Raw genomic sequence first — 26,208 nt, forward strand, 5'->3', positions numbered from 1 at the left:
AGTCCTGTATTATTGGCTTCTCTTTAATGCTGTTCGGGTTATTTTTAATCCGAACAGCATTGACGGAATGCAGATAACGCAGTGTCAATGGGGTAGAAAATCTTATTTATTAATTAACTCAATAATAAAATTAACCACCTTATCCAGATTGATCAGTTGAGTTTCGCTTGAAATTCGAGCCTTGTACTCAACACAGCCTTGCTCCAGGTTTCTCTCACTGACCACTAATCGGTGAGGAATCCCTATCAAGTCATTATCAGCAAATAATACACCTGCTCTTTCATTACGATCATCGAGTAATACATCGATGCCATGAGATTTGAGTTGTTGATAAAGTGACTCCGCCTGTTCTTTAACGGCTTGTGATCTCGCGCCATTAAGAGGAATAATATTGACTTGAAAAGGTGCTAAAGCTTGAGGCCAGATGATTCCGTGTTCGTCATGATGCTGCTCAATCGCGGCAGCGACCACACGAGTGATCCCTAATCCATAGCAGCCCATGATCATGGTTTGCAATTGTCCTTGCTCATTAATAACAGACGCATTCATGGCTTTGGCGTATTTATCACCCAATTGGAAAACGTGTCCTACCTCTATTCCACGACAGCAGTGAAGTGTTCCTTTCCCATCAGGGCTTGGGTCACCTTCTTTAACATTGCGTAAATCATAGGCATCATCGTATTTTGCATCGCGCTCCCATGCAGCATTGATAAAGTGTTTATCTGCCTGATTGGCGCCACAGACAAAGGAAGGCATGGCTAAGGCATGATGATCAACAATGACAGGGATGTTTAACTGGATTGGCCCTATGGAGCCTAGAGGGGTTTTTAACGTTTTTAAAATCAGTTCTTCATCAATAAAGGACAAGGGAGCGTGGACTAAGGGATGTTTTATCGCTTTAACCTCATTGAGTTCATCATCCCCTCTTAAGACCAGAGCCACCATAGGATGTTCTTTGCCTTTGACAATCAAGGTTTTGATGGTTTGATTACTGGCAATACCAAGGAAGCTGGCCACTTCATCAATTGTTTTTTGATTTGGAGTATCGACCAATGTGATTGTTTCATTACATGGTTGATTCGCTTTGAGTGGTTTTAAGCTGGTCGCTTGTTCAATATTTGCAGCATAGTCGCTGGCGTCACTATAAAAAATCAGATCTTCACCCGATTCAGCCAATACCTGAAACTCATGGGATGCTGAACCGCCAATGGCTCCCGTATCAGCTTCAACTGCTCGATATTTGAGTCCCATTCTATCAAAAATCCTGCAATAGGCTTGATACATATCTTTATAGGTTTCTTGCAGGCTTTCAAGACTGAGGTGGAAGGAGTAAGCATCTTTCATAATAAACTCACGGGCTCGCATTACCCCAAACCGTGGTCTGATTTCATCGCGAAACTTGGTTTGTATTTGATAAAAATTGACTGGCAATTGTTTATACGATTGCAATTCATTACGCATGATATCGGTAATGACTTCTTCATGGGTAGGCCCAAAGCAGTACTCTCTTTGATTACTGTCTTTCATAGTTAATAATTGACCACCAAAGGTTTCCCAACGTCCCGTCTCTTGCCATAATTCAGCAGGTTGTACTGATGGCATAAGCAGTTCCATGGCATGAGTTTTGTTCATTTCTTCCCGAACTATATTTTCAACTTTACGAAGCACTCTAAGGCCAAGTGGCATCCAGGTATAAAGTCCTGAGCCAAGCTTACGAATCATTCCTGATCTTAGCATTAATTGATGGGATGCTATTTCTGCATCGTTGGGAGTTTCTTTTTGAGTGACCAAAAACCATTGAGATGCGCGCATGTCTATTCCTGGATTTCTATAAATAATTAAGGTCGATATTATATACTTATCACCCTTCAATTTGCGATATGTTTAGTTTAGGTCCTTCGTTTCTCTGTTCTTCTCAAAAGACTATATTTGCTCACATTGTCCTATAATTATTAATAAATTGGTATTTTAAATTGGTAAAAATTATGCCAAATCTACCTGGATTATATTTTCTTCAAGCCTATCCAAGCGAAGAAATATGGAGATTATTTGTTGATGGGCGCTTCTGGTCAAAAGAAAATGGATGGAGAGGCTATGAGTCGCGAGAGCCAGGATGCCTTAACGCCGCTCTGGAGAGTTTATGTTCTATTGCATTGCAAGTTGAGAAATCAGGAGAGGAATTTGAATTAAGCGTTGATTTAATAAAGAGGATACACAAGAAGTGTGGAAAAAAGGTGGAGGAATTACAGGAAAAAAATCCAGGTGAACTCAGAACAGATGAACCTGTTTCATTTGGCATTCCAGCTGGCCGGGCCTCGATTAAGGGTATTGAAGAATTCCTGAGCCTGGTATTTCTTACAGAAGGTGGAGCTGAATTTGGCCCAGGCAAAGCGGGTCCATTTGGCCCACGCTTTGATAAGAACTATTTTAAAAATCTGAATCCAGAACAAATACCTGATCTTGCCAAGCAAATCTATTTCGATATGTGCAAATATGGGCATAGTAATACCAATCACTTCTATCTTGCCGTGATGAAAAATGTGGATGTTTACCTGGAAAAAATTACCCAATCTTACAACAAGGAAATAAAAACCGCCGAAACTCTTGATGAAAAACTTAAAATTATCGTTAAGCATATTCGAATGTACGAAGTATTACACCCTTTTCGAGATGCCAATGGCCGTACCTTTGTCAATAATTTATTAAATATTCTTTTAATGCAACAAGGTTTACCGCCAGCGACGTTTTACGAACCTAATGTCTTTGATTTATATAGCGCTGAGGAATTAGTTGTTGTTGTGAAGGAGGCAATTTTTAATACGGTAGAAATTATTGAACAAAGTAAAAGAAAGACTCCCATTACTTTATATGGATATCATTCAAGCTTGGAAGAGCAAACCAAATTTCGGGACATGCTGGATAGCCCATCGTATGAAAAAATCAAACATATGGATTTTTCAGATTTAAACCCTGAGAAACTGCATCTGAAGACTCAAAAATGTTTATCATCATTAAATGAGCAATATCCATTACACAGAGGCGCAATCTATCTTAGTGATCCTGGTGAGATAAAATTATTATTGTCAAATCGCAATGAATCCCAGATTAATCAGCAGATAGAGCAAGGAGCACCGCCTATTTATGTCGGTAAAACTCCTGCTCATTTGGCTGTCATATCAGGAAATATGGCAATGCTTGATGAGCTTATCGCAAAAAAAGCGGATTTATCTCTTCAGGATTATGATGGAAAAACTGCTCTTCACTATGCTGCGGAGTGTGGAAATATGCAAATTATGGGAAAAATACTAAAAGTTGTGCTAAGCCAGGAAGATGCCATCAAAGTACTGAATATCAAGGATAATCATGGCAAAACAGCATTCCATTATGCTGCTGAGTTTGGAACCCCGGAATTAATATCAGCCTTGACAACCACAGAGGTTATTCAGATTAATGAACCGGATAACAGCGGTTCTTCAGCAATCACTTTGGCATATAAAAATCATAAATTGAAAATTTTCGATGAACTATTAAATTCCGGTGCTGATATCAGTGATGAGCTTTTGGACGCGATATGGGCTCGGAAGGATAAAGAGACATTAGGTAAAATAATTGCCAAAAATGAGAAAATTCTTTTGAATAAAGAAGCCTTCAGGATAGCTATTTCTTTAGGAAGTGTCAGTCTGGTTAAAAAATTTTTACGTGCCGGGGTCGATATTGATATACCCTTAACCAAAGATAAAGCAACACCGCTAATGTTATCTATAAATTCCGGTAATCCCAAATTGGTCAGTTATTTATTGAAAAAAGGAGCTAATACACGTTTAACCGATACCAGTGGCAATTCTGTCCTGCATTATGTTTTTTATTCAAAGGCAGAAAACAGGGAAGCTTTAGCAAATATTATAACTGAGAAAGATAAGAAATTAATTAATCAGCCAAATGCTAATGGAAATCCACCTCTTTATAATGCTGTGGTAGTTAATGATTTGAAAATGGCAACAATTTTATTAGAAATGGGGGCAAGGGTCGATTTCGAAGACAGGCTGGGAAATAATATTTTGCATAGTGCCATGAGAAGATGTGATTTGCCGATTATATTGGATATTGTCAAGAAAGATAGCACCTTACTTCATAAAAGAAACTCTGAAAGAAGAAATCCTTTTCATCAGGCATTGCATGAGATGCATACGTTTCCATCCTCAAAAGAAACCGAAGAAATACACTTCATGAATTTAAGTGATTTACTTTTAAAAGAAGGAGTCGATTTAAATAAAAAAGATATTAAAGGAAAAACAATATTAGATATCGCATTATCCAAGCAGTATTTTCATTTATGTGTCAAACTGATGAAAGCAGGTGCCCATACCAATATATCTTCTCCATCAAAATTTCTTAAAAACTCCGATGCCAATTCTATTTTGGAACGTCCTTTTAAATTTAAGAACGATTTAAAAAAAGAGCTCGATAATAATCCGCTAATTGCTATGGCACAAATTAATGATTTGTACGTCCAAATCAAAAATAACAGGATTAGGACTCCTACAGGTTATGCCCCGAAAGAAGGAGTATCCTTTTTTAAAGGAAAATCAAACGATGCCAAAGCACATGATGAGGTTTTATCTGTTTTAAAGGAACTCTACGACAGTAAACTCACTGAGATGCTCGGTAATCTTCCTGGAGAAGGATTAGAAGAAATCAAAAGAAGCCAGAAATTTTTTGACGGCGAACTAAAATTATTAATTAAAAACCAGGACATTTCGAGGAAAGTCGATAAAAAGTCTATTCAGGAAGCAGTTGGTACATCCTTGAAATTAAAATGGTAAGAACTGCTATTTCAATTCATTTTTATTTTCTATTTCACTATCCAATAATTGCAACTCGATTTTTTTGTGAAATGCCTTGTATAATTTATTTTGGTTTTCCCCAAACAATGTTTGGAAAACCCCGGTTTTAGGTTTTATTTCACTATCTAGCATGGATAATAGCAATTTAATATCATTTTTTTCGAGAGAGGATTCCTTAGATAAGTAAGCACTCAGATCATTTAATCGTTCCTGATAATTTTTTTTACTATCTAAACCAGTCGAAATACGAAAATAGTGAGTTAAGACAGCCTGAGTTTTATCAAGGGTTTCTTTTTTAAAAGCACGTTCAAAATGAGTTTCAGAAATTGGGCACTCGATTTCAGGTTGTACCATTTCAAGTGACAGACGATGAAATGCCTCTTCTAAATCAGCCTCAGATTTTACCCTTGCTTTAAATAGTGGCGCCAGGATTTGATGTTTCTCAGGGTAATTGATAAAACCTCGTATGAGCTCATCTAAATGATAGGGAATGCGCGTTACATTGATGGTTGAACAATCACCGACGGTACGACTTTTTAAATCGTGCATTACCATCTCCAGCGGGATTTCAATATTTTCAAAATAAGTTATTCCATCACTCAAACCGTCTTCAAAGAGAATTGCTTTTAATGTCTGTGCTGTTTCCACATGGCCTGTTTTAATAAAATATTCCAGGACTTCATTAATGGTTTTGACAGATTTTTCATGGAAGTGTTGTTGTTCTATTTCATTAATTAATTTTATTAACGTTTTTCTACGCTCCAAACTGCGAGACATGGCGCGCTGGGTAATGATACGAGCGATATCAAATGAAGATGGGTAGGGAGCATCTGTCAATTCGTCAAATAGCGTTTTGAAATATTCTTTATCTACTCCTATATCTCGACGGTCATTGGTTTGAGCAATCAAACTGGTTTTCAGCTCCCCCCAAACCCCATCAGTCATTGATATTATAATGTCGCCTTCTGCAAGTTTAAGTGTTTGTCTGACAAGCAGGGCGTCTTTATTTGCAGTTGTTGCCAGGGCTTGCAGGGATGGTGGTGTCCAGGTACCAAATCCGCGATATATATGGCATGCGGATACCATATGTTTTATTTTAAAACGTTTATCCAGGATAATAATTAGTCCATCACCAATATTTGCAAATTCACCTATGTATCCTTTTCCCGGATGATTTTGATAAATAAAAGCAGCCATCGACGCTTCTGTATGCTGCAACGTTTTCGGTGCTGTTTGTTTTTTATCAGAGGCCTTTGGTTGGGTAATCAAGCTTAGAGTCGTATCTATATTTTGGTCGCAATTCAAAAAATTCTCGCAACTGGAATGAGATACTCTGTATATCTCGTCGTCTTCTTCCTGATCGCCATTTCCACCACCCAGACCGTCAGTAATTGCGACTCTTGCTCCGTTAACGATGCCATTTGTATCAGTAGTCACTAACACGCCTGATGTATCGAGTATGGTATCGTGTTCGATATCATTCTCTTGGTGAGAAAGACTGGAACCGATAATAATGGAATGATTATGGCTTTGATTTACAGAGTAAAACCGTTCTGATAAAAAGCTTGATAAATTTTTTGTTTGGTCTTTTGCAACGGATTGTGAAAAAATAATTTTTTTCCCAGTGATAATTTTATCTCTCATATTGCAACTCGTAAAAACAAGCTTATTCTCATTAATAATATAGCGTAACTTCATACGCCAGGCTTAACGACTTGTAGAAAATCTTATGCCTGGCTTGAGAAATTTATTTCTTTCCGGTGTTTTTACAATTTCAAAAAAGTTTAACTTGCTTTGGCTTCTAAAAGAATGGTTTCAAATTTTTGAGCCAGGAGCTTATTTTCGTCTCCATCCAAAGTGGATAACTCTTCGGTATATGTTTTACAGCTCACTTTTCCGCTGCTTACATCATAAATAGCACCAACCATCCCTATCTCATTACTGTCTATCATAGTCCGTAAAATATCACTTTTCTTATAAATGTTCTGTAAGGTATTCGCAACATTTAATTCAGTGACATGATTTACAAAAGTTTGATTTTTTCCGTTACGTTCTGTTGTAGTTTCTTTTTCTGCGTTAACTGCAGGCTTAATTTTAGAGAGTAATTGGGTGATATGACCTTTTTCAATACCATCACAGGCAGATTGAATGGCGCCGCATCGGGTATGTCCCAGAACCATGATAAGCTTTGCACCAACTACGTTACAGGCGTATTCTATGCTGGCCAAAATATCGTCATTAATCACATTGCCTGCTATGCGGACACAAAAAAGATCACCGAAACTCATATCAAAGATGGTTTCTACAGGAACTCTTGAATCGATACAGGCCAAAACCACAGCAATTGGATGTTGTGTTTTTGCAGTGTATTTTATATCGATTTGGTTTGATCGATGAATCCGGTTATCGCTTAAAAAGCGCTGATTTCCCTCAAGCAGTATGTTTAATACTTGTGCGGGCGTCAGGTTAGTTTGAACATCATAGGTTGTAACCGTAATGAAATCGATGTAGTTATGAATTTTATAGTGTTCCTGAAATCCGGTGAAATTTACAGAAATTTGTTTACTGCCTGCCAACTCTTCTTTCAATTCATTAAATAAGTCCAGAATTTCTTTATCAATGTATTGAGAATGACGCGCATCGATAATCAGTTGAGAACGTCTGGGCAATGTATCCAATTCAGCGACCAATGCAGCTTTGTTAAGAAAAGTCATTTGTTGGGGAAGCATCAAACGGTATGTTGAACCATTTGGATAAATTTCCTTAATGATATCAATACGAGCTTGGCTATTGGACTTTAATATATAAAAGAGACTGATAGCCAGACCTATTAATATACCTGCAAGAAGATTGAAGGCAATAATACTGATCACGGTCACTATAAAAGGGATGAATCGATCGCTGCCTTGTGAAAATATATTGATATAGATGGCTGGTTTATTTAGTTTATAGCCAGTGTAAATTAAAATTGCAGCGAGAGAAGACAAAGGAATTTTATTCAATGCACCAGGTATTAACATGACAGCAAACAAGATGAAAAAACCATGGAGTACGGCTGAAAATTTGGTTTTTGAACCAGCATGGATATTAATGGATGTTCTGACAATGACTGATGTAACAGGAATACCCCCAACCAAACCTGATGTTATATTACCCAAGCCTTGAGCAACTAATTCCTGGTTAGTTGGGCTGTGCCTTCTTTTTTTATCCAATCGTTCTGACGCTTTGAGATTAAGCAACGTTTCCAAAGAAGCAACGATACATATGACTAGCGCATAGAGATAGACTTTAGGATTAGTCCAGGCGGACCAGTCAGGGTACTCAAGATGGCTGAAAAATTGGAAAAAACCATTGGTATCTGGGATATTAACCAGTTGAGGCGAGTTTTGTGCCAGGCTGGAGTTTGTCCAGATGAAAAGTTCATTTAACAGTATTCCTGCCAGAACTACAAGGATAGGGGCTGGGATTTCCTTCAGAATTTTATTTTTGGTTATATCAAAATAGATTAAAATAGCCAATGAAAGAGTAGTAATGATGAGTGCGCCTTCATTAATGTGCTGCGACAAAGCTAACAAAGGGCTTACTGTAAACCCTTCTGTTGTTTCCAATAAATGTGTTTTAAGCTCATCAAAATCTGATGAGAGAGTGAATGCAAGTGGTAATTGCTTAATGATTAGCAAGATCCCGATTGAACACAGTAAGCCTTGAACTACGTTCGAAGGAACATAATCTGCAACAAATCCTGCCCTTAATGCACCAATTATCATTTGTAAAAGGCCTGCAATCGTAAGAGCCAATAAGAAGGTATTAAAATCACCAAGTTGAGAGATTGCCGCCAATACAACGGCTGCCATACCCGCAGCAGGCCCGCTGACACTAACTTGTGAGCCGCTAAATATACCCACAACAATACCGCCAATGATTCCACTTAAGATACCAGAAAAAAGAGGTGCGCCAGAAGCCAGGGCAATACCTAAGCATAAAGGAATCGCCACGAGGAAAACGACAATTGCAGCAACAAAATCAAATTTTAAATAACGTTTAGAGTAGATACGAAATAGACGCAGGTTAACTATATTTCTATCAATCATAATCTAAAAGTTCCTTTATTTTGAATTCAGTATCGGGTTAATGAAACAAAGTCACAGGTAATGTGATAATTTGAAAGCCTATTTTTATATATTTAATTCCATTTGTCAAAATAATAAGCTTATTTTACGTGCCAATTATTTCATTATATTGCAAAAATGAAAAGAAATATTAGATAATAATTTTCATAAGTCAAATTTTTTCATCCTCAAGCTCAAATTCCTGTGCGTTAAAAACCTCTTCACATTGGATTGACTGCGTGGTTTCAAGCCCATCTTCCAGATTTTTAAAATTCCAAAAATTTTGATCCATCAATTGACTTGGCTTCAAACTTTGCAGCGCATGAAGCATGTTACTGGGGACTTTGGGGTTTTCAATCGCAAGCTGATCAATGAGTGAGGCAACTTTTTTGCGCATTAGATTTTCTTGAGAACCACAAAGATTGCATGGGATAATTGGAAAGGCTTGTTCTGATGCAAACGTAATAATATCTTTTTCCTGTACATAGCACAGTGGCCGGATGACTATGTGCTTTTTATTATCACTTAATAATTTGGGTGGCATGGAACGTATATCGCCATTATATAGAATTGACATCATCAATGTACGAACAAGATCATCGCGATGGTGACCTAATGCTATTTTATTAAATCCGTTTTCTTCAGCATATCTATAGATGATTCCACGTCTCAAGCGAGAACACAAAGAACAGTAGGTTTTGCCTTCAGGAATTTTTTCCTTCACTATACTGTATGTGTCTCGGGTTAGTATTTCATGAGGAATGGATTTTTCAGCCAACCATTGACGCAAACAGGCATCATTCCACCCTGGCTGGGCTTGATCCAGAGTAAACGCAAAAATTTCAAATTTATTTCCTGATTTGATCCTGAGTTGGTTAAGAATTGTTAATAGTGTGAATGAATCTTTTCCGCCAGACAGACATACCATGACTCTGTCACCACGCTGGATCATATTAAAATCAGCTATGGCTTTACCTGTATAATGAAGTAATTTTTTTTCAACTGAAGAAGGATTGGAAGACATAAAAAAACCTAAATTTGTTATTTGGAGGTTTTGTTATCTACGGGTGAAAATCCATTGACACGTGTAGTTGCTAACCATGAGTTAATCTGTTCGAGATCATTAACGTTTAATGTCCCTGCAAGGTATTTCAGCGTAAGTATGGAATTAATCAAGTCGTATTGATCCCGGGCTAATTGTTCCTGTGCTTCAAACAATCTTTGTTGAGCATTGACCACATCTACCATGGTTCGAGTACCAACTTCAAATTGAGCTTCAGTACTTTGCAAAGAATTTTGCACGGAGATGACCGTTTGTCTGTCCGCCTTTACTTTGCTGATCCCATCAGTGATGGTATTGAAAGCAATGCGGCTGTTTACAATCACATCGCGATACGTTTGTTCCAGTTTTTCACTCGTAGACTGAAAGCCATATTGAGCTTGTCGGGTTTGAGCCTGGACCAGGCCGCCTTGAAAAACAGGAAAATTCATCGCGATTGCAATATTAGCCTGGGTTTGTTTTGACGGAATAAAAACGGTATTGCCGGATGCATTATTATGTACCTGGCTTGCGTTGCTCTGTAGTGAAAAAACTGGCCAGTTGCCGGCAGAGATCGCTTTTACATTGTCTTTTGCTACCTCAAGATTATATTTTGCAGCATATAATTTATAGTTTTGCTTAAGTCCGGTATCTATCCATTGATTCACGTCATTTGGCTCTGGCTTAACAAGAGGAATTTTGCTGTCTTTGAGTGGCGCAAGTGTTTCGTATACGTGATTAGTAAGTTTTCGTAAATTTTCACTCTGATTAATCTGATTATTGCGGGCGGCGATAACTGTCGCTATGGATTGATCATACGCTGCTTTTGCTTCATAGACAGAAGTGATGGCATCCAGGCCAACTTGAAAACGTTGAGTTGCTTGATCATATTGTCTTTTGTTCGCCCGTTTTTTTGCTTCGGCAAAGTCTAAAGTGTCTTTAGCAAACAAGACATCAAAATAGGCTTTGGCCGTTCTTAGAATTAAATTCTGTGCTGCATCATTGAAAGTGGCTTGTGCTGCTTTAACAGAGGCTTTAGCCTGGGCTACCTTGGCCCATGCCTGATAGTTAAACAGTGCCTGAGAAGCATTGACTTGCCACAAATAACTTCCATAGTATTGATTGGCACTGAAAGCTCCAGCAACAGCATCCTGATAATTGCGACCAGCTTGTGAACCAAGGCCTACTTGAGGGTAAAGAGCGGCACGAGCTTGAGGTATGGCTTCTGTGCTGGACATATAGGTATCATATGCCTCTTTAAAAATGGTATCGTTCTCCAGAGCTTGTTGATAGATATCCATTAGGTCTGTTGCAAACACATGGGTTGAAACACCTAAAGTTAAAATCCAACAAAACAGAGATTTTCTCATTCGAGTTTTCCCTAGAAAACAAATTCTTTCGGTTTCAATTGATCTACCAGAGGAGGTATATCCGTTTCAAAAAGCATGGATTCTGTCCAGATTGCATTATGATCCAACTGAAAAAGATAAGCTTGCATTACAGGGGATTTACCAAGGATTGCGAACAATTTGCCACCGGGTAAAATTTGTAGTTTATGGGTATCTGTCAGTTTTTCCATGGCACCAGTGAATACGATAACATCGTATGGCGCACTTTCCAACCATCCACGACAAGCATCTCCGGTAATTAATTCAACATTATTACAATTATGCTCCTCGAGTTTACGTTTTGCATTGGCAGTAAATTCAGAATAATAGTCAATACTGATGACTTTTTTACATAACTTACTGAGTAATGCAGTCATAAAACCGGTTCCTGTTCCCACTTCCAACACAGTTTCATGACCTTTAAGATCAAGGGATTGTAAAATTGTACCTTCTTCCAATGGAGTTAACATCCTTTGACCGTATGCCAAAGGAATTTGCATGTCTGAATAAGCAAAATGAGAAAAAGGTTCAGGAACAAACTCATGTCTTAAGAGCTCATCGTATAAGTCAAGGATGGATTCGTTTAATACATCACCAGTTCGTAACTGTTGTTTGATCATATTTATGCGTGCACTGTGATTCATTTGCTCTACCGTCTTAATAATCATTGGATAGGTTAAAACTTTGGAGCAATTTTAGCAAGAATTCAGCTTATGTCTAAGCATTAATGTTTGAAAGTGAAATTTTCTTGATAATATCTCATGGTGAGAATGTTTAAAATTTGGTATTATTTACAAATTTATCCAGAAATACAGGAGATTATAGTGCTTGAGCGATTCATTAATTATTTACAAAATGAACTTGAAACACTCAAGGCAGACGGATTGTATAAATCAGAGCGAGTTATTTCCAGCCAACAGCAAGCTGACGTGAAGGTTAACGAAAGAGAAGTTATTAATCTTTGTGCAAATAACTACTTGGGTTTGGCCAATGATCCTGAATTAATAGCGGAGGGACAGGCTGCGTTAGCCAAGTATGGATATGGCATGGCTTCTGTTCGTTTTATTTGTGGAACACAAACCCCGCATAAGCAACTGGAACAAAAAATTAGCCATTTTTTAAGTAAAGAAGACACTATATTGTATTCTTCCTGTTTTGATGCCAATACGGGATTATTTGAGACATTATTGACAGAAGAAGATGCCATTATCAGCGATGCCCTGAATCATGCGAGTATTATTGATGGAGTCAGGCTGTGTAAGGCCGCACGTTATCGATATGCCAATAATGATATGAAGGCCCTGGAAGAACAGTTAATTGCAGCAAAAAATGCGAGATTTCGTTTGATTGCAACAGATGGTGTTTTTTCAATGGACGGTATATTAGCTAACTTGCCAGCAATTTGTGAACTGGCCGACAAGTATGACGCCATGGTGATGGTTGATGATTCTCATGCTGTTGGTTTCATGGGTAAGACAGGTAGGGGAACACCAGAGCATTTTGGAGTTAGTGATAGAATCGATATCGTAACCGGCACTCTTGGTAAAGCCTTAGGGGGCGCATCAGGAGGATATACTGCGTCAAATCAAGTTGTCATTGATTGGTTGCGCCAACGATCCAGGCCTTATCTGTTTTCCAATACATTGGCGCCCGTTATTGCGCATACTTCTTGTGTGGTGCTCGATAAATTGTCCACAAATAACTCCCTTGCTGAAAAATTAAAGCGCAATAGTCATTATTTCCGTGAAGGAATGACTCAGTTAGGTTTTGAGTTAATCCCGGGTGAACACCCTATTATTCCTGTCATGTTAGGAGATGCTAGTTTGGCCGGGCGAATCGCTAATCGGTTGCTGGAGTTGGGTGTCTATGTTGTAGGGTTTTCCTATCCAGTGGTACCCAAAGGTTTAGCCCGCATTCGTACCCAAATGTCTGCAGCTCTTGAATTACATCATTTGGATAAAGCCTTGAAGGCGTTTGAAACGGTTGGTAAGGAATTCTCTGTAATCTGAAACTAAATTACTCTACATTTCACAACCTGATATTTTTAGGGTGAATTGCGAAATGGTGGTATTACCTAATTAATTTGAGGTATGACAATGAAATCATTGGTTAAAGCAAAAAAAGAGCCTGGAATTTGGATGCAGGATATTCCTGTTCCTGAATATGGAGTAAACGATGTTTTAATAAAAATTAAAAGGACTGCAATTTGTGGTACAGATATCCATATTTATTCCTGGGATGAATGGGCGCAAGCCACAATTCCTGTTCCTATGACCGTAGGGCATGAATTTTATGGTGAAATAGTAGAGGTTGGAAAAGAAGTACAAGGTTTGAAAGTTGGACAGAGAGTTTCTGGTGAAGGTCATATTACCTGTGGTTTTTGCAGAAATTGTCGTGCCGGCAAGCGTCATTTATGTCGTAATACCCTGGGAGTGGGGGTGAATCGACCAGGATGCTTTGCTGAGTATCTGGCGCTTCCTGCTACCAATGTCATCGCTCTCCCTGACAACATTACAGAAGAGCAAGCGGCTATTCTCGATCCTTTTGGAAATGCTGCTCATTGTGCATTGGCATTTGATGTAGTAGGCGAAGACGTTTTGATTACTGGTGCAGGCCCCATAGGAATAATGGCCGCAGCCATCGTAAGACATATTGGCGCACGGCATGTTGTTATCACCGATGTTAACGATCATCGATTGGAACTGGCCAGGCAAATGGGTGTCAGCCGAGCGGTTAATGTCAAATACCAAAAATTAAGTGATGTGGCTAATGAGCTAGGAATGCTTGAGGGTTTTGATGTTGGTCTGGAAATGTCCGGGAACCCTATGGCATTAAACGATATGATGAAAGCGATGAATCATGGTGGTCATGTGGCTTTATTGGGTATCCCACCACAAGAAACCCCTATAGATTGGAACCAGGTTATCTTTAAAGGATTGGTTATTAAGGGTATTTATGGTCGAGAAATGTTTGAAACCTGGTATAAGATGATTGCTATGTTACAGAGCGGTTTAAATATTTCTCCCGTTATTACTCATAATTTCCCAGTAGATGAATATCAGCACGCATTTCAAATTATGGCATCGGGCCAGTCAGGGAAAGTTATACTGAACTGGTAGTATTGTTTGATAAAAGGCTGATTATAGAGAGTTGGAGCGATTATGGCGCAGTATATATTCACTATGAATAGAGTGAGCAAGATTGTTGAGAACCAAAGGTTTATTTTAAAGGATATTTCATTAAGTTTTTTTCCAGGGGCAAAAATTGGCGTATTAGGATTAAATGGCTCTGGAAAATCTACTCTATTGCGGATTATGGCAGGTGTTGATACACAATATGAAGGTGAAGCAAGACCTCAACCAGGAATTAAAATTGGATATCTTGCTCAAGAACCTGAGCTTGACTTAAATAAAACTGTCCGCGAAGTAGTTGAGGAAGGTGTCGCTGAAATTAAAGAGAAACTGTCTCGTTTCGATGCGATTAGTATGCGTTTTGCAGAACCAATGAGCGATGATGAAATGAATGCCTTGTTAATAGAACAAGGTGAGCTGCAAAATGAGATAGAAGCTTGTGGCGGTTGGGATCTTGAGAGAAAGCTCGATGTGGCTGCTGATGCATTAAGATTACCCGAGTGGGATGCCATAATAGGAAAACTGTCGGGTGGTGAACGCAGACGCGTTGCTCTTTGCCGATTGTTGCTATCAAGTCCTGATATGTTGCTTCTTGATGAACCTACCAACCATTTGGATGCAGAGAGTGTTGCCTGGTTAGAACATTATCTTGAAGAGTTTTCTGGTACCGTTGTTGCAATTACCCATGACCGGTATTTCCTGGATAATGCGGCGGAGTGGATTTTAGAATTGGATCGGGGTGAAGGTATCCCTTATAAGGGGAACTACAGTTCCTGGCTTGAACAAAAAGAAGCACGGTTGAGTATGGAGAAAAAGCAAGAGGACGCTTTGCAACGTGCTATTAAAGCAGAGTTGGAATGGGTTAGAACCTCACCTAAAGGACGTCATGCTAAAAATAAAGCCCGCTTGGCCCGTTTTGAAGAAATGAATTCTAAAGAATTCCAAAAGCGTAATGAAACCAATGAAATATATATCCCGCCCGGTGAGCGGTTAGGTGATTTGGTTCTGGAAGGTGAAAAAATATGCAAATCTTACGGTGACCGGATATTAATCGACAATTTTGATTTCAAACTTCCCAAAGGCGGTATTTTAGGAATTATTGGTCCCAATGGGGCAGGTAAGTCTACTTTTTTAAAAATGTTAACTGGGCAGGAAGAACCAGATAAGGGCGTCATTCGTATTGGAGAAACAGTGAAGTTGGCTTATGTTGATCAGATGCGGGACAATCTAAACCCCAACAATTCGGTGTGGCAAGAAATTTCAGATGGCCATGACATTATGCAGATAGGTAATTTCCAAATGCCTTCACGAGCCTATGTTGGGCGTTTTAATTTTAAAGGGACGGATCAGCAAAAGAAAATTTCTCAATTGTCTGGCGGGGAGCGTAACCGGGTTCATTTGGCAAAATTATTGAAAAGTGGCGGGAATGTTTTGCTACTCGATGAACCCAGTAATGATTTGGATGTTGAGACATTGAGAGCTTTGGAAGAGGCCATCCTTAATTTTCCAGGTTGTGCTATAGTGATTTCTCACGATAGATGGTTTTTAGATAGAATTTGTACTCATTTGATGGCTTTTGAAGGAGATTCACAAATAACCTTTTTCGAAGGTAATTACACTGAATACGAAACGGATAGAAAGCGTCGATTGGGTGATGAAGCGAACAGACCATCACGAATTAAGTATCGAAAATTAAGCGATTAATTAAGGCCACCAGGTTTTACTATTGTGGAGATAAAATCTAAATGAAAAAAATTTATTGGGCAGTTATTTTAATGTGCCTTGGATTAACTTCGTGCGTTGAGTTTGATGAGTCAACATTAATTACTGACGATGCGGGTTATGTACATAGGACCGTTCATTATTTAAGGGATAAAAGAGGACGTAATTATTTCCCAATGCAAATTAAAGCACCGGGCGAAAGATTATTTGTTTTTGATCCTAAAGCGTCTGCCTGGGCTGCCTACGATGAAGAAGGTCATCGTGTAATGACGGGAGCTGGTTCTGGTGGAATAGATGTTTGTGAAGAAAATCCAAATCAATCTTGCAGGACGATAACCGGAACATTCAGGATTTATAACAAACGAGGTATTGACTGTCGTTCGGGTGAATACCCTGTCGATACGAAAGGTGGGGCTAAAATGCCCTATTGCATGTATTTTTACAGGGGGTTCACTATTCACGCGGCTTATGAAGTTCCAGAGCACCCATCAAGTCATGGATGTGTAAGGGTTTTCCCCAGCGCTGCCAAATGGTTGAACGAAGAGTTCTTGCGAGTTGGAACGAAGGTAATCGTATTAGCCTACCCCGATCAAAACGGGGTGAAAACCATGTCCTCATTGGAAAAAGTGAATTAAAATTTGGACTATTGTTTTAAAACATCAATGTAATTTGAGAGACACTTTAATTTTTTAAAGTGTCTCAATTCAGGTGTTATTCATTGTAAATGAAACGGAAATGTAAATAATGGATTATATAACCTCTTTTACTCCTTATCTAAGTGCCATTGGTGGATTACTGATTGGCTTAAGTGCTGTCCTTTTTTTATGGTTAAACGGCCGTATAGCAGGCATCAGTGGAATGATACACGGACTCTGTCCACCTGAAAAACCATTCCCAGTCTGGCGTATTGCCTTTTTACTTGGTTTGGCAGCTGCAGGATTGATCTATTTCATAAGCCCTGTTATCCAGTTTCCATTAAGAACACATTATCCGGTTTTCCTGTTACTAATTGGTGGATTTTTGGTGGGTTTTGGAACCCGAATGGGCCAAGGTTGTACTTCGGGACACGGGGTATGTGGACTGGCCAGATTTTCCAAGCGCTCCTTTATAGCGACACTGCTTTTTATCTTATCTGCAATGATTACTGTGTATCTGATAAGACATGTGGGAGGATTATATTAATGTATAGCATCATGTCATTTCTATGTGGTTTGTTATTTGGAGCCGGGTTGACTATTTCAAATATGATCAATCCTAACAAGGTATTAAATTTTCTTGATATCAATGGATTTTGGGATCCGAGTTTACTGATTGTAATGGCTGTTGCTGTCACCGTAACTTTTTTGGGGTACAAACTGATAAACAAATTTGATAAACCAATATTGTGTAATCAATTTTATTTACCCGAGAAGAAAAGCATTGAGAAAAAACTAATCTTGGGAAGTATCATTTTTGGAATTGGTTGGGGTGTAGCTGGATACTGCCCAGGTCCATCCATTACTGCCTTGACTACCCTTAATTCCGATCCGGTATATTTTTTGATTGGGCTGATAGCAGGATCATGGACTTATTACTGGCTATTTAAAAAGAGGACTATTCAAAAATAAAACTCTCGGAGGAAGTGCCAGGTGGTTACACCTGGAAGATCACCCCTCGATTTTGATTTTAAGATCCAAAACATTGGCATTAATTGTCACCCGGCCTGTAGTAAAGGGAACGGGTACATTGTTTACCTTGGCTTTGTTTTGAATGCTGGGATTAGAATACACATGTCCCAAGATAAGTTCCATGGAAGCATGTTCCGTAAAACGGTAGTCACCAATCAAGCCAAGAAAATATTGAGTATCAGAAGGAAAAACGATAGTCCTAAGGCCATCTTCTTCAGGACCATCATCTATCATGCCAGCCAGCGCAATGCCTAATTTATCAGACACTTGTTTACGTATTGCGGCAAGATAAGCATAAGAGGCATCAAAATTCATATCAAAAATAAAATTAGTAAATGGATGTGGTGCTGCTGTGTTATAAAGTCTTACTTTTTGATTGGCGTTCCATTCGCTTTGAAAAACCTGTAAGTTGATGAGCCATTTGGGATTAAAAATATGGACATAACTGGCAACCGTTGTTGCTGGCATATAAAAACCGAATTGGAAATCAGGGTTGGCAGCTAATCCCAGATAACTGGTTCCGGAAGTATTTTGGCGAATTCTTGAATAATAAGTGATACCAAGGAAATTGGTATCATTCACTGCATAATTAATCCCCAAATTATAACCCACACCAAAACTAGAGGATCGGTTAATTAAATTCGCATAAGTGGATTGGCCAGTAGGAAAAGCCCAATTGACTTCATTCTTTAGTAGTACATTAAAGTTTATGCCACCACCAATTTGTAATTTTTTGCTAATCGCATAGGATATTTTGGGGCTTAGATCCACATCGGTCAGGTAATTTTGGGTCGCAGCGTATCTTGTAAAAGCGTCGTTTCCCCAATCAAGATTGGAATTAAAAGGTTCGGTAAGATCTACTGCAACTACAGTCTTGTCATTGAGGCGCTTGGCAACTCGACCATATGGCCAAACAATATAAGTACGCGAGTGATTAACCCCTGAATCGTATTGAAACGTATTAAAATTTAAGGCGCTTCCCTTAAATTGCAAGTCAGCATAAGAACCAGTTCCTCCAATAAGCAAGATACCATTTTTTACTTTGAATAAGTCAGCAGGGTTGTTATAACTAATTCCCGCAAAATACTGTATCACATTCGCCTGGGCATTGAATGTCAACAGGCATAATACTCCTGTAAATATTAATCGCATGATATTTCCGTGATTTTGGCAGCATTCTTAATGGAATGCCGCACTAATTGTTAAATTTAATTCTGGGTATTTGTTGTAGAGCCACTCGGAGGTGAGTTGGTTGGTGTCCCAGTCTGTGTTTGTGTATTGGTTTGGGTAGCATTATTTGTTGTGTCACCAGGTGTTTGAGAGGTCGAGGTATTTGAGTCTGCTGGGTTTGTATTAGACGGTGAATTGGTTTGTGAGGTATTGGTTGCTGTGCGGGGTACAGCAATCATTTGGTTGATGCCTAAATCACCGGTAATTTTTCGTCCAACAGTTACGTTGACATTAAGTAACTGGGTTACCTTCTCCTTGTCATTTTGATAGACAACTTGTAATGGTATGATAATTTTCCATTGATTTTCTATCGCTTCAGTCACTTGTGGCTGACCATCAATTTGGCTGCTAACATGCAACTTTTGTGATTTAATGGCATCGAGATTACCTGATTTTTGCAATGCTGAATTAAAGCTTAGCCATCCTTGATCTGTAAAGCAGGCTTGTAATTTTTGCAATTGGGCATCTACAGTAGCCGGATCAAAATCAAATGCCTGAATTATTGCCTTCTCTGACCAGGTTAAAACCAGGGATTGCTCTATTGCTTTTGTTTCGGCGGAAATCTTGTAATCACAATTAATAACTGGCGCTGTTTGTTGTGAAGGTACTTGTTGTTGAGCAGGTTGCTGTGTGGTTTGTTGCTGTGCTGGTTGATTCTGCTGATTATTCTGGGTGTTTTGGTTAGACTGTTGTTCCCCTGTCTGGCTCGGTTGATTTTGTTGATTGTTTTGAATGGTTTGAGTTGGTTGTTGTCCATTTGACTGTACAGGTTGGTTCAGCTGATTTTGATTCGTGGCAGATACCTGATTCGTTGACTCAGAAACTACATTAGTGCCGGTGGACGCCGAATTTTGAGTTGATATCGCTTGCTGAGTTGCTTCAGAGTTCGCTTGAGTAGTGATTAGAGTAAATAAAGCACCCCACAGCACAGTTTTCTTCATGAAATATACTCCTCAATTAGTATCTAACAATTCTGCGATAATAAGTGCCGCTAGTCTAGCAGTTTTTAATTCGGAATCTAGTGGCGGCGAAAGTTCTGCAATATCTAAACTTACTACTTTGCCACTTTGTATAAGGTATTTCAACAGTGGCATTATTTGCCAGGGAGAAAGACCCAGTGCTTGCGGGGCGCTTACACCAGGGGCATAGCATTCGGCGAGAACATCCAGGCATATCGTTAAGTAAATATGGTCCAGATTAAGGATAAAATCATCAAGAAATGCAATTTGCCAAGCCTGGCTTTGCTCATAAAGGTCTTCTGCTGAGAGGTAGCTCACATTTAATTTTTTTGCTTTTTCAAAAAGAGATGGGGTGTTGCCAAATTTTTGCACCCCAATACAACAATAATGAAAAGGCATTTTTTTTTCTTCGCAATAGGTGGCAATTTGAGAGAAAGGAGTTCCCGAGTTGCCAAACTCACCTTTTTTATAAGGGCGTAAATCAAAATGAGCATCAAAGTTGATAACCCCTAATTTCGGATAGAGTGAGGACAATCCTTGATAGTGCGCCCAGGCTATTTCATGCCCACCGCCGAAAGCACAGATCTGATGGCCATTTTCATGGCAAAAATGAACTATTTGAGCAAATTGAGATTGGGATAATTCCAATTCATCGTTTTCACATACCACGTTTCCAAGATCAACATAATGTTTATTATTATGACATGGTAATTTGGCAAGTTGGGTTTTAATTTGATCAGGGCCTAATTTTGCTCCTGTTCTGCCTAAATTGCGTTTAATTCCGGTATCACTGGCAAATCCAAGAAATATGGTTTTTTTGTCTTTAGTCATTAATTCATTTTGATTATCAATAAAAGTAATTTTTTGAAAAAAACGTTCCTGGTTGGCGGTGTCCTTCCTGCCTTGCCAAAGCGCAGGGTTGGCTGGCCGATAGTTACTTAAATCGTCAAACATCAAGTTCTCCTTTAAATAGATCTCTTGCATAACCTGTTTCTTTAGTTTTAATGCCGTGTTGCAAACGTTTCTGGGTGCTCAACTACATTTAAACTTCGCTCCTCAAAACGTTTGCGCCTTGTCCTAAAACAAAATAATCAGGTTATGCAAGAGCTCTAATGATAGGGCTAGTTTCCAAGAGAAATGCTAAATACTCAAGATTTTCATTTACTTTTAATAGAATTAGGTCGTTCAGTCGCTTTTTTCTTGTTCTAAAATAAAACGTGCAGGTTATGCAAGAAGTCTAATGTCTGGTATTATTTCACCTATTGTTTTCTATATTGATGAGGAAATTGTGTATCTCATTACTGGTGGTGGTAGCGGCATAGGAAGAGCTTTGGCGTTTGCTTTGGCAAAACGCAATAAACAGGTATTCATAGTGGGGCGCAGGGAAAGTTTACTGCAAGAAACCGCTTCTTTGTCTGCAAACATTCATTATTTATGTGCTGATGTTTCCACTCTTCAAGGCAGAGAGATAATCAAATCCAGTCTAAGTACTATTCCCCAAATTAATGGTTTGATAAACAATGCAGGAACTCTGGAGCCTACACTGCTTTTAAAAGATATTTCTTTTGCCGAGTGGCACCAGGCATTAAACACCAATATAGACGCGGCACTTTTTCTTCCACAACTTTTGTATGATAAATTGTCAGGTGGCAGAGTATTGAATGTAGGTTCAGCTGCCGCTTATTTTCCTATCAAAGGATGGGGGGCTTATTGTGTATCGAAAGCGGCTTTGGCTATGTTAACACGATGCTGGCAGATTGAGTGCGATTCACTGGCCTTTGCCAGCGTAATGCCTGGAATTATCGACACTCATATGCAGGCGATAGCCCGAAACGGGATTAATCTTGATCCGGAACAGGTCAATTTTTATAGGCGTTTAAAAGATCATAATCGTTTGATATCACCCGAAACAGTAGCAGAATTTTTTATTTGGCTGCTGTTAGACATTGATAAAGAAACGTATGTATCCAAAGAGTGGGATATATATGACACGACTCACCACTCTGCCTGGTTGAAGCCGCCTCACCAGGTACTTCATTGGGAATTTTAATGTTTGCCTGTGATGAATTATTGCTCAATGCGAGCACAATCGATGCCACAGGGTTGCAACTTTCTAATCAAGCCATTGTTATAAGAAAAGGCAGAATAGAGTGGTGTGGTTCTGAGGATCAGTTACCTGCCCATTTTCAGGAAAGTGCCAAGTCAAGAAAGGATTGTCACGGCCAATTAATTACACCAGGATTAATTGATTGTCATACTCATCTGGTTTATGCAGGCCACAGAGCCGCAGAGTTTCGATTAAAATTGCAAGGCGTCAGTTACGCTGATATCGCCAAATCAGGCGGTGGCATATTATCCACAGTACAAATGACACGAGATGCCTCTGAAGAAGAGTTAATTGAGCAATCATTGCCAAGACTTCTTGCGCTAAAAAATGAAGGGGTTACTACTGTTGAAATTAAGTCAGGCTACGGCCTTGATTTGCAAAATGAATTGAAAATGCTCAGGGTTGCCAGGCAGTTAGGGGAAATGGCTGGAGTCAGGGTAAAAACAACTTTTCTGGGGGCGCATGCTGTAGGTCCCGAGTTTAAAGGAAATAGCCAGGCTTATGTCGATTTTCTTTGTAATGAGATGTTGCCTGCAGCTAAAAATATGGATTTGGCAGATGCCGTGGATGTTTTTTGTGAATCCATAGCTTTTTCTATAAGGCAGGCTGAGCAAATTTTTCAAACTGCTAAGGATTTAAATTTACCAATAAAATGCCATGCTGAACAATTATCTAATATGGGGGCCAGTTCTTTGGCTGCTCGTTATGGTGCGTTATCCTGTGATCATCTGGAGTTTTTGGATGAAAACGGCGCGTTAAATATGGTAAAAGCCAATGCGGTTGCTGTCTTACTTCCTGGCGCTTTTTATTTCCTTAAAGAAAAACAAAAACCACCTGTTGATTTATTGCGTCAGGTTGGTGTTGGTATGGCCATTGCTACGGATTCTAACCCGGGTTCTTCTCCAACGACTTCTTTGTTATTGATGATGAGTATGGCTAGCCAATTTTTCTCTATGTCTATACCTGAAGTTTTATCTGCAGTAACGTATCAGGCTTCCAGAGCTTTAGGAATGGAAAAGGATATTGGGAGCATTGAAGTAGGCAAGATTGCTGATTTGGTTTTATGGTCTATAAAAGATAGCGCTGCGCTATGTTATTATTTCGCTTATCCGTTACCTCATCAAACGATGGTGGCTGGTGAATGGGTATCCTGAGAGGATTACTTGATTGGAGATAAACAATGCCGATACAAATGAATTTAATCAATAAAATTGGCCTGATGTTTGGGCTATTATTTTATTCGTTTCTTGCTTCTGCGATTACAACAGAAGTTATTAAAAAAGAAACAGCGGAGTATTTGCTGGATATAAAATACCCTCAGGGATTTCAAAGTAACGGAGTAAATCAGGCAGTAAAGGAATTTATCACTAATCAGCAAAAGAGTTTTATGAATGAATTATCTGAAGATGCTGATACTCCTGCAGATGCTCCAGGTAAAACCGGTTTAAATATTACATATGCTATTCCTTACCAATCAACTAATGCCCTAAGTGTTCGATTTAATATTTCCATATATCATCGAGGAGCTGCTCATCCCTCAAATGCAGTAAAGGTACTCAACTTTATCAAGAATCAGCCTGTACAATTGTCTGATTTATTTGTTCAAGGTTCCGATTATTTGCAGCCAATCGCTGATCTGGCTAAAAAAGAAATCACAGCCAAGAAGATTTCAGATGAAAACTGGATTAAAGAAGGAACGAAACCGACACAGGAAAATTATAGTGTTTGGCATTTTACCAAAAAAGGGATTGCTATTGTTTTTAATACCTACCAGGTGGCCGCTTATGTTTATGGAGAGCAAACAGTGGATATCCCATTATCACTAATTTCTGCTATGGTAAAACCAGAAATTTCCAAAGCAGTGTGGGGTAATTAATGTCTGATACTCCATTTATTGCAGCGAATAAAAAAGTAGCTGAACTCACTTTTAGAGTGATTATTCTGGCGATAATTTTGACCGTTCTACTGGCCATGTCTAATGCTTATCTGGCGCTTAAACTCGGTATATTAACTTCCGCTTCAATTCCCGCCGCTATTATTTCCATGGGGATTTTGCGGTTTTTTAAAAATTCAACCATTCTTGAAAACAATGCCGTACAGACAGCAGCATCTGCTGGTGAGGCTGTTGCAGGTGGTATCGTTTACACTATTCCTGCGCTCATTATCATCGGGTTTTGGAACCACTTTGATTACGTCACTAATTTTTTTATTGCTGTTTGTGGAGGAATCCTAGGAGTTTTGTTTTCTATTCCTTTGCGTCGAATTCTTGTAAATGACCAAACCCTCAAATTTCCTGAAGGAAGAGCGATTGCAGAGGTCTTGAAATCTTCGGCAGACAAGGTGGGTATTAAAGACATTTTTCTCGGTGGGCTTGTAGGCGGACTTCTCGAGTTACTGCAAATTGGTTTCAAAGTAATCGCCAGCAGCTGGAATTATTGGTTTGTTGTAAAACGTTCTCTATTTGGTTTGGGTGCTGGCTTCTCTGCAACTATGATAGGTGCGGGCTACCTCGTTGGTCACGATATGGCAATAAGCATTTTTCTCGGGGCAGTCATTTCATGGTTGATTGCTTTGCCAATAGCCAGCCAGTTTTATCCTGATTTTTTAAATCAATATCCCGCTGAACAAGCAGCTACTTTGTTATGGAATAGTGAAATGCGCTATTTGGGGATAGGAGCCATGCTGTTTGCCGGTATTTGGACTTTTATAAAATTAGTGAAACCTCTCACCAGAAGTGTCAAGACATCATTCAGAACTTATATTTCCAAGAGCAAGTTCAGAGAACAATATCCGCGCACTGAGAAAGATATTCCCATGCCATTTATATTGATGGGAATTGGATTGATGGCAGGAATACTGTTTTTGTTCTTTCAAATCATTTTTCCATTAGGGCAGGTTGGACTGGATAATGATTTTTCACCAACTATTGTATTTATTGGTGTTATTTATGTTTTAGTCGTCGGTTTTTTATTCTCAGTGATTACAGCTTATTTTTCAGGAATGGTAGGAGTCACTGCAAGTCCTGGGAGTTCAGTGGTTATCTCGGGTATGCTTTTTGCCGCATGGTTATTGGTTTCAGCAATTAATCATCTATTGCCCCTTCCATTAACTTCACATCAAATTCAAGCTGCAGAAGCTATTACTATTATTATAGGTGCTGTAGTCACAGGCATAGCGGCTATCGCTAATGACAACACCCAAGACTTAAAAGTAGGTCAATTAGTTGGGGCTACTCCATGGAAACAGGAGGTGATGTTGTTGCTTGGAGTTGTTGTTTCTGCTTTGGTTATTCCTCCAGTCATGCAGATTTTATTTAATGTCTATGGCATAGCAGGAGTAATGCCACATGCTGGAATGGATGTAACACAATCGTTACCCGCCCCAACTGCCGCATTAATGGCAGCCATCACGGAAGCAGTATTTAGAAATTCATTGCCTTGGAATATGATGTTGGCTGGTTCATGTATTATTTTATTGGCTATTTTTCTCAATCGCATATTAAACATCAAACGCTTTCTTAATTTATCTATTTTAGGTATTGCCATTGGTATGTATTTACCTCTTTCCTCTTCGGTTCCTTTATTTATTGGAGGAATGATTGCCTTATTTGTTCAAAAGCAATTAGGGCGTGTAAAAATGGCACTTGAAGAATCTATGATTAGGAAACAAAAGGGTACTCTTATTGCCTGTGGTTTAGTGGCAGGGGCAGCGATCATGGATGTGTTACTTGCTATACCATTTTCTATTTTTCATAGCCCAGATGCATTGCAATTAGTTAGATCTTCGTGGAAGCATTATGGCGTATATTTAGGTGTGGCTTCTACTATTCTTTTAGCAGGGTGGATAAGTCGTCGGGTATGTAGAAGTAAAATTTGAGTTAATTGATAATTGTTCTAACAATTCTCCTTAATTGTAGATTAGTGTTGCTGTGTGAGGCGGGAAAAATCTATGTTTTTGGAATAGCTTAGTGCAATATCCGATCCCTTATGGTTTCGGATAGATGAAATACATA

The 26,208-nt window shown here is 39.0% G+C and carries 20 protein-coding genes; 11 read left to right on the forward strand and 9 right to left on the reverse strand.

Annotation, left to right across the window (positions count from 1 at the left end; genetic code table 11):
- Positions 1–102: 102 nt before the first annotated feature.
- Complete coding sequence (locus LPG_RS03440) at positions 103–1,812, reverse strand: proline--tRNA ligase (protein ID WP_010946431.1); 1,710 nt, start codon at positions 1,810–1,812, stop codon at positions 103–105.
- A gap of 161 nt (positions 1,813–1,973) precedes the next feature.
- On the opposite strand from LPG_RS03440, the gene ankN reads away from it, so the two are divergent.
- Positions 1,974–4,823: a Dot/Icm T4SS effector AnkX gene (gene ankN, locus LPG_RS03445; RefSeq protein ID WP_010946432.1), complete on the forward strand. Its 2,850-nt coding sequence runs from the start codon at positions 1,974–1,976 to the stop codon at positions 4,821–4,823.
- Between the two features lie 6 nt (positions 4,824–4,829).
- Here the strand turns inward: ankN and lem3 are convergent, their stop codons facing one another.
- The 5 genes from lem3 to LPG_RS03470 form a co-directional block, all read right to left on the reverse strand.
- Positions 4,830–6,542 carry a T4SS effector phosphocholine hydrolase Lem3 gene (gene lem3 / locus LPG_RS03450; RefSeq protein WP_010946433.1) on the reverse strand — a complete coding sequence of 571 codons (1,713 nt, stop codon included), beginning with the start codon at positions 6,540–6,542 and terminating at the stop codon, positions 4,830–4,832.
- A gap of 86 nt (positions 6,543–6,628) precedes the next feature.
- Positions 6,629–8,935, reverse strand: coding sequence for a bifunctional SulP family inorganic anion transporter/carbonic anhydrase (locus LPG_RS03455; protein WP_010946434.1), 2,307 nt, complete (start codon positions 8,933–8,935; stop codon positions 6,629–6,631).
- Positions 8,936–9,125: 190 nt separating this feature from the next.
- Positions 9,126–9,977, reverse strand: coding sequence for a tRNA 2-thiocytidine(32) synthetase TtcA (gene ttcA / locus LPG_RS03460; protein WP_010946435.1), 852 nt, complete (start codon positions 9,975–9,977; stop codon positions 9,126–9,128).
- Positions 9,978–9,994: 17 nt separating this feature from the next.
- Positions 9,995–11,362 (reverse strand): TolC family outer membrane protein, encoded by a 1,368-nt coding sequence (locus LPG_RS03465; RefSeq protein WP_010946436.1) that lies wholly within the window; start codon positions 11,360–11,362, stop codon positions 9,995–9,997.
- Between the two features lie 11 nt (positions 11,363–11,373).
- Entirely contained in the window at positions 11,374–12,024 is a 651-nt protein-coding gene (locus tag LPG_RS03470) for a protein-L-isoaspartate O-methyltransferase family protein (RefSeq protein ID WP_025862446.1), read from the reverse strand.
- Between the two features lie 180 nt (positions 12,025–12,204).
- Between LPG_RS03470 and LPG_RS03475 the strand changes: the two genes are divergently transcribed.
- The 6 genes from LPG_RS03475 (at position 12,205) to LPG_RS03500 (ending at position 17,840) form a co-directional block, all read left to right on the forward strand.
- On the forward strand, positions 12,205–13,389 hold the full coding sequence (locus tag LPG_RS03475) for a glycine C-acetyltransferase (protein WP_010946438.1): 1,185 nt from the start codon (positions 12,205–12,207) through the stop codon (positions 13,387–13,389).
- Positions 13,390–13,476: 87 nt separating this feature from the next.
- Complete coding sequence (gene tdh / locus LPG_RS03480; RefSeq protein WP_014843524.1) at positions 13,477–14,499, forward strand: L-threonine 3-dehydrogenase; 1,023 nt, start codon at positions 13,477–13,479, stop codon at positions 14,497–14,499.
- A 42-nt stretch (positions 14,500–14,541) separates the two neighbouring features.
- Entirely contained in the window at positions 14,542–16,215 is a 1,674-nt protein-coding gene (gene ettA / locus LPG_RS03485; RefSeq protein WP_010946440.1) for an energy-dependent translational throttle protein EttA, read from the forward strand.
- A gap of 41 nt (positions 16,216–16,256) precedes the next feature.
- The gene (locus tag LPG_RS03490) at positions 16,257–16,868 is read left to right on the forward strand and encodes a L,D-transpeptidase (protein ID WP_010946441.1); all 612 of its coding nucleotides are present in this window, start codon (positions 16,257–16,259) and stop codon (positions 16,866–16,868) included.
- Positions 16,869–16,977: 109 nt separating this feature from the next.
- Positions 16,978–17,415 (forward strand): YeeE/YedE family protein, encoded by a 438-nt coding sequence (locus tag LPG_RS03495; protein WP_010946442.1) that lies wholly within the window; start codon positions 16,978–16,980, stop codon positions 17,413–17,415.
- On the forward strand, positions 17,415–17,840 hold the full coding sequence (locus LPG_RS03500; protein WP_025862447.1) for a DUF6691 family protein: 426 nt from the start codon (positions 17,415–17,417) through the stop codon (positions 17,838–17,840). Before LPG_RS03495 ends, LPG_RS03500 begins: the two co-directional genes overlap by 1 nt.
- Positions 17,841–17,879: 39 nt before the next feature.
- Here the strand turns inward: LPG_RS03500 and LPG_RS03505 are convergent, their stop codons facing one another.
- The 3 genes from LPG_RS03505 to hutG are packed head-to-tail and all read right to left on the reverse strand — an operon-like array spanning position 17,880 to position 21,043.
- Positions 17,880–19,052: an OmpP1/FadL family transporter gene (locus LPG_RS03505; protein ID WP_010946444.1), complete on the reverse strand. Its 1,173-nt coding sequence runs from the start codon at positions 19,050–19,052 to the stop codon at positions 17,880–17,882.
- 56 nt (positions 19,053–19,108) lie between these two features.
- Positions 19,109–20,071, reverse strand: a complete 963-nt coding sequence (locus LPG_RS03510) for a DotI/IcmL family type IV secretion protein (protein WP_010946445.1) — start codon at positions 20,069–20,071, stop codon at positions 19,109–19,111.
- A 12-nt stretch (positions 20,072–20,083) separates the two neighbouring features.
- On the reverse strand, positions 20,084–21,043 hold the full coding sequence (gene hutG / locus LPG_RS03515; protein ID WP_025862448.1) for a formimidoylglutamase: 960 nt from the start codon (positions 21,041–21,043) through the stop codon (positions 20,084–20,086).
- A gap of 286 nt (positions 21,044–21,329) precedes the next feature.
- Between hutG and LPG_RS03520 the strand changes: the two genes are divergently transcribed.
- From LPG_RS03520 to LPG_RS03535, 4 genes are read left to right on the forward strand one after another with little or no spacing between them, the layout of a single operon-like run.
- The gene (locus tag LPG_RS03520; RefSeq protein WP_010946447.1) at positions 21,330–22,139 is read left to right on the forward strand and encodes an SDR family NAD(P)-dependent oxidoreductase; all 810 of its coding nucleotides are present in this window, start codon (positions 21,330–21,332) and stop codon (positions 22,137–22,139) included.
- Complete coding sequence (gene hutI / locus LPG_RS03525) at positions 22,139–23,350, forward strand: imidazolonepropionase (RefSeq protein WP_027223834.1); 1,212 nt, start codon at positions 22,139–22,141, stop codon at positions 23,348–23,350. The genes LPG_RS03520 and hutI overlap by 1 nt, the downstream gene beginning before the upstream one ends.
- A 26-nt stretch (positions 23,351–23,376) precedes the next feature.
- Positions 23,377–24,072, forward strand: coding sequence for a DUF3298 and DUF4163 domain-containing protein (locus LPG_RS03530; protein WP_010946449.1), 696 nt, complete (start codon positions 23,377–23,379; stop codon positions 24,070–24,072).
- The gene (locus LPG_RS03535) at positions 24,072–26,072 is read left to right on the forward strand and encodes an OPT family oligopeptide transporter (RefSeq protein WP_010946450.1); all 2,001 of its coding nucleotides are present in this window, start codon (positions 24,072–24,074) and stop codon (positions 26,070–26,072) included. The genes LPG_RS03530 and LPG_RS03535 overlap by 1 nt, the downstream gene beginning before the upstream one ends.
- The last annotated feature ends 136 nt before the right edge of the window (positions 26,073–26,208 follow it).

This window comes from Legionella pneumophila subsp. pneumophila str. Philadelphia 1, assembly GCF_000008485.1.
In the GTDB taxonomy this organism is placed as follows: domain Bacteria; phylum Pseudomonadota; class Gammaproteobacteria; order Legionellales; family Legionellaceae; genus Legionella; species Legionella pneumophila.

Bases quoted from the DNA above. Each gene is read 5' to 3' on its own strand.
- LPG_RS03440 (WP_010946431.1), bottom strand. From the start codon at position 1,812: ATGCGCGCATCTCAATGGTTTTTGGTCACTCAAAAAGAAACTCCCAAC.
- lem3 (WP_010946433.1), bottom strand. From the start codon at position 6,542: ATGAAGTTACGCTATATTATTAATGAGAATAAGCTTGTTTTTACGAGT.
- LPG_RS03455 (WP_010946434.1), bottom strand. From the start codon at position 8,935: ATGATTGATAGAAATATAGTTAACCTGCGTCTATTTCGTATCTACTCT.
- ttcA (WP_010946435.1), bottom strand. From the start codon at position 9,977: ATGTCTTCCAATCCTTCTTCAGTTGAAAAAAAATTACTTCATTATACA.
- LPG_RS03465 (WP_010946436.1), bottom strand. From the start codon at position 11,362: ATGAGAAAATCTCTGTTTTGTTGGATTTTAACTTTAGGTGTTTCAACC.
- LPG_RS03470 (WP_025862446.1), bottom strand. From the start codon at position 12,024: ATGAATCACAGTGCACGCATAAATATGATCAAACAACAGTTACGAACT.
- tdh (WP_014843524.1), top strand. From the start codon at position 13,477: ATGAAATCATTGGTTAAAGCAAAAAAAGAGCCTGGAATTTGGATGCAG.
- ettA (WP_010946440.1), top strand. From the start codon at position 14,542: ATGGCGCAGTATATATTCACTATGAATAGAGTGAGCAAGATTGTTGAG.
- LPG_RS03490 (WP_010946441.1), top strand. From the start codon at position 16,257: ATGAAAAAAATTTATTGGGCAGTTATTTTAATGTGCCTTGGATTAACT.
- LPG_RS03495 (WP_010946442.1), top strand. From the start codon at position 16,978: ATGGATTATATAACCTCTTTTACTCCTTATCTAAGTGCCATTGGTGGA.
- LPG_RS03500 (WP_025862447.1), top strand. From the start codon at position 17,415: ATGTATAGCATCATGTCATTTCTATGTGGTTTGTTATTTGGAGCCGGG.
- LPG_RS03505 (WP_010946444.1), bottom strand. From the start codon at position 19,052: ATGCGATTAATATTTACAGGAGTATTATGCCTGTTGACATTCAATGCC.
- LPG_RS03510 (WP_010946445.1), bottom strand. From the start codon at position 20,071: ATGAAGAAAACTGTGCTGTGGGGTGCTTTATTTACTCTAATCACTACT.
- hutG (WP_025862448.1), bottom strand. From the start codon at position 21,043: ATGTTTGACGATTTAAGTAACTATCGGCCAGCCAACCCTGCGCTTTGG.
- LPG_RS03520 (WP_010946447.1), top strand. From the start codon at position 21,330: ATGTCTGGTATTATTTCACCTATTGTTTTCTATATTGATGAGGAAATT.
- hutI (WP_027223834.1), top strand. From the start codon at position 22,139: ATGTTTGCCTGTGATGAATTATTGCTCAATGCGAGCACAATCGATGCC.
- LPG_RS03530 (WP_010946449.1), top strand. From the start codon at position 23,377: ATGCCGATACAAATGAATTTAATCAATAAAATTGGCCTGATGTTTGGG.
- LPG_RS03535 (WP_010946450.1), top strand. From the start codon at position 24,072: ATGTCTGATACTCCATTTATTGCAGCGAATAAAAAAGTAGCTGAACTC.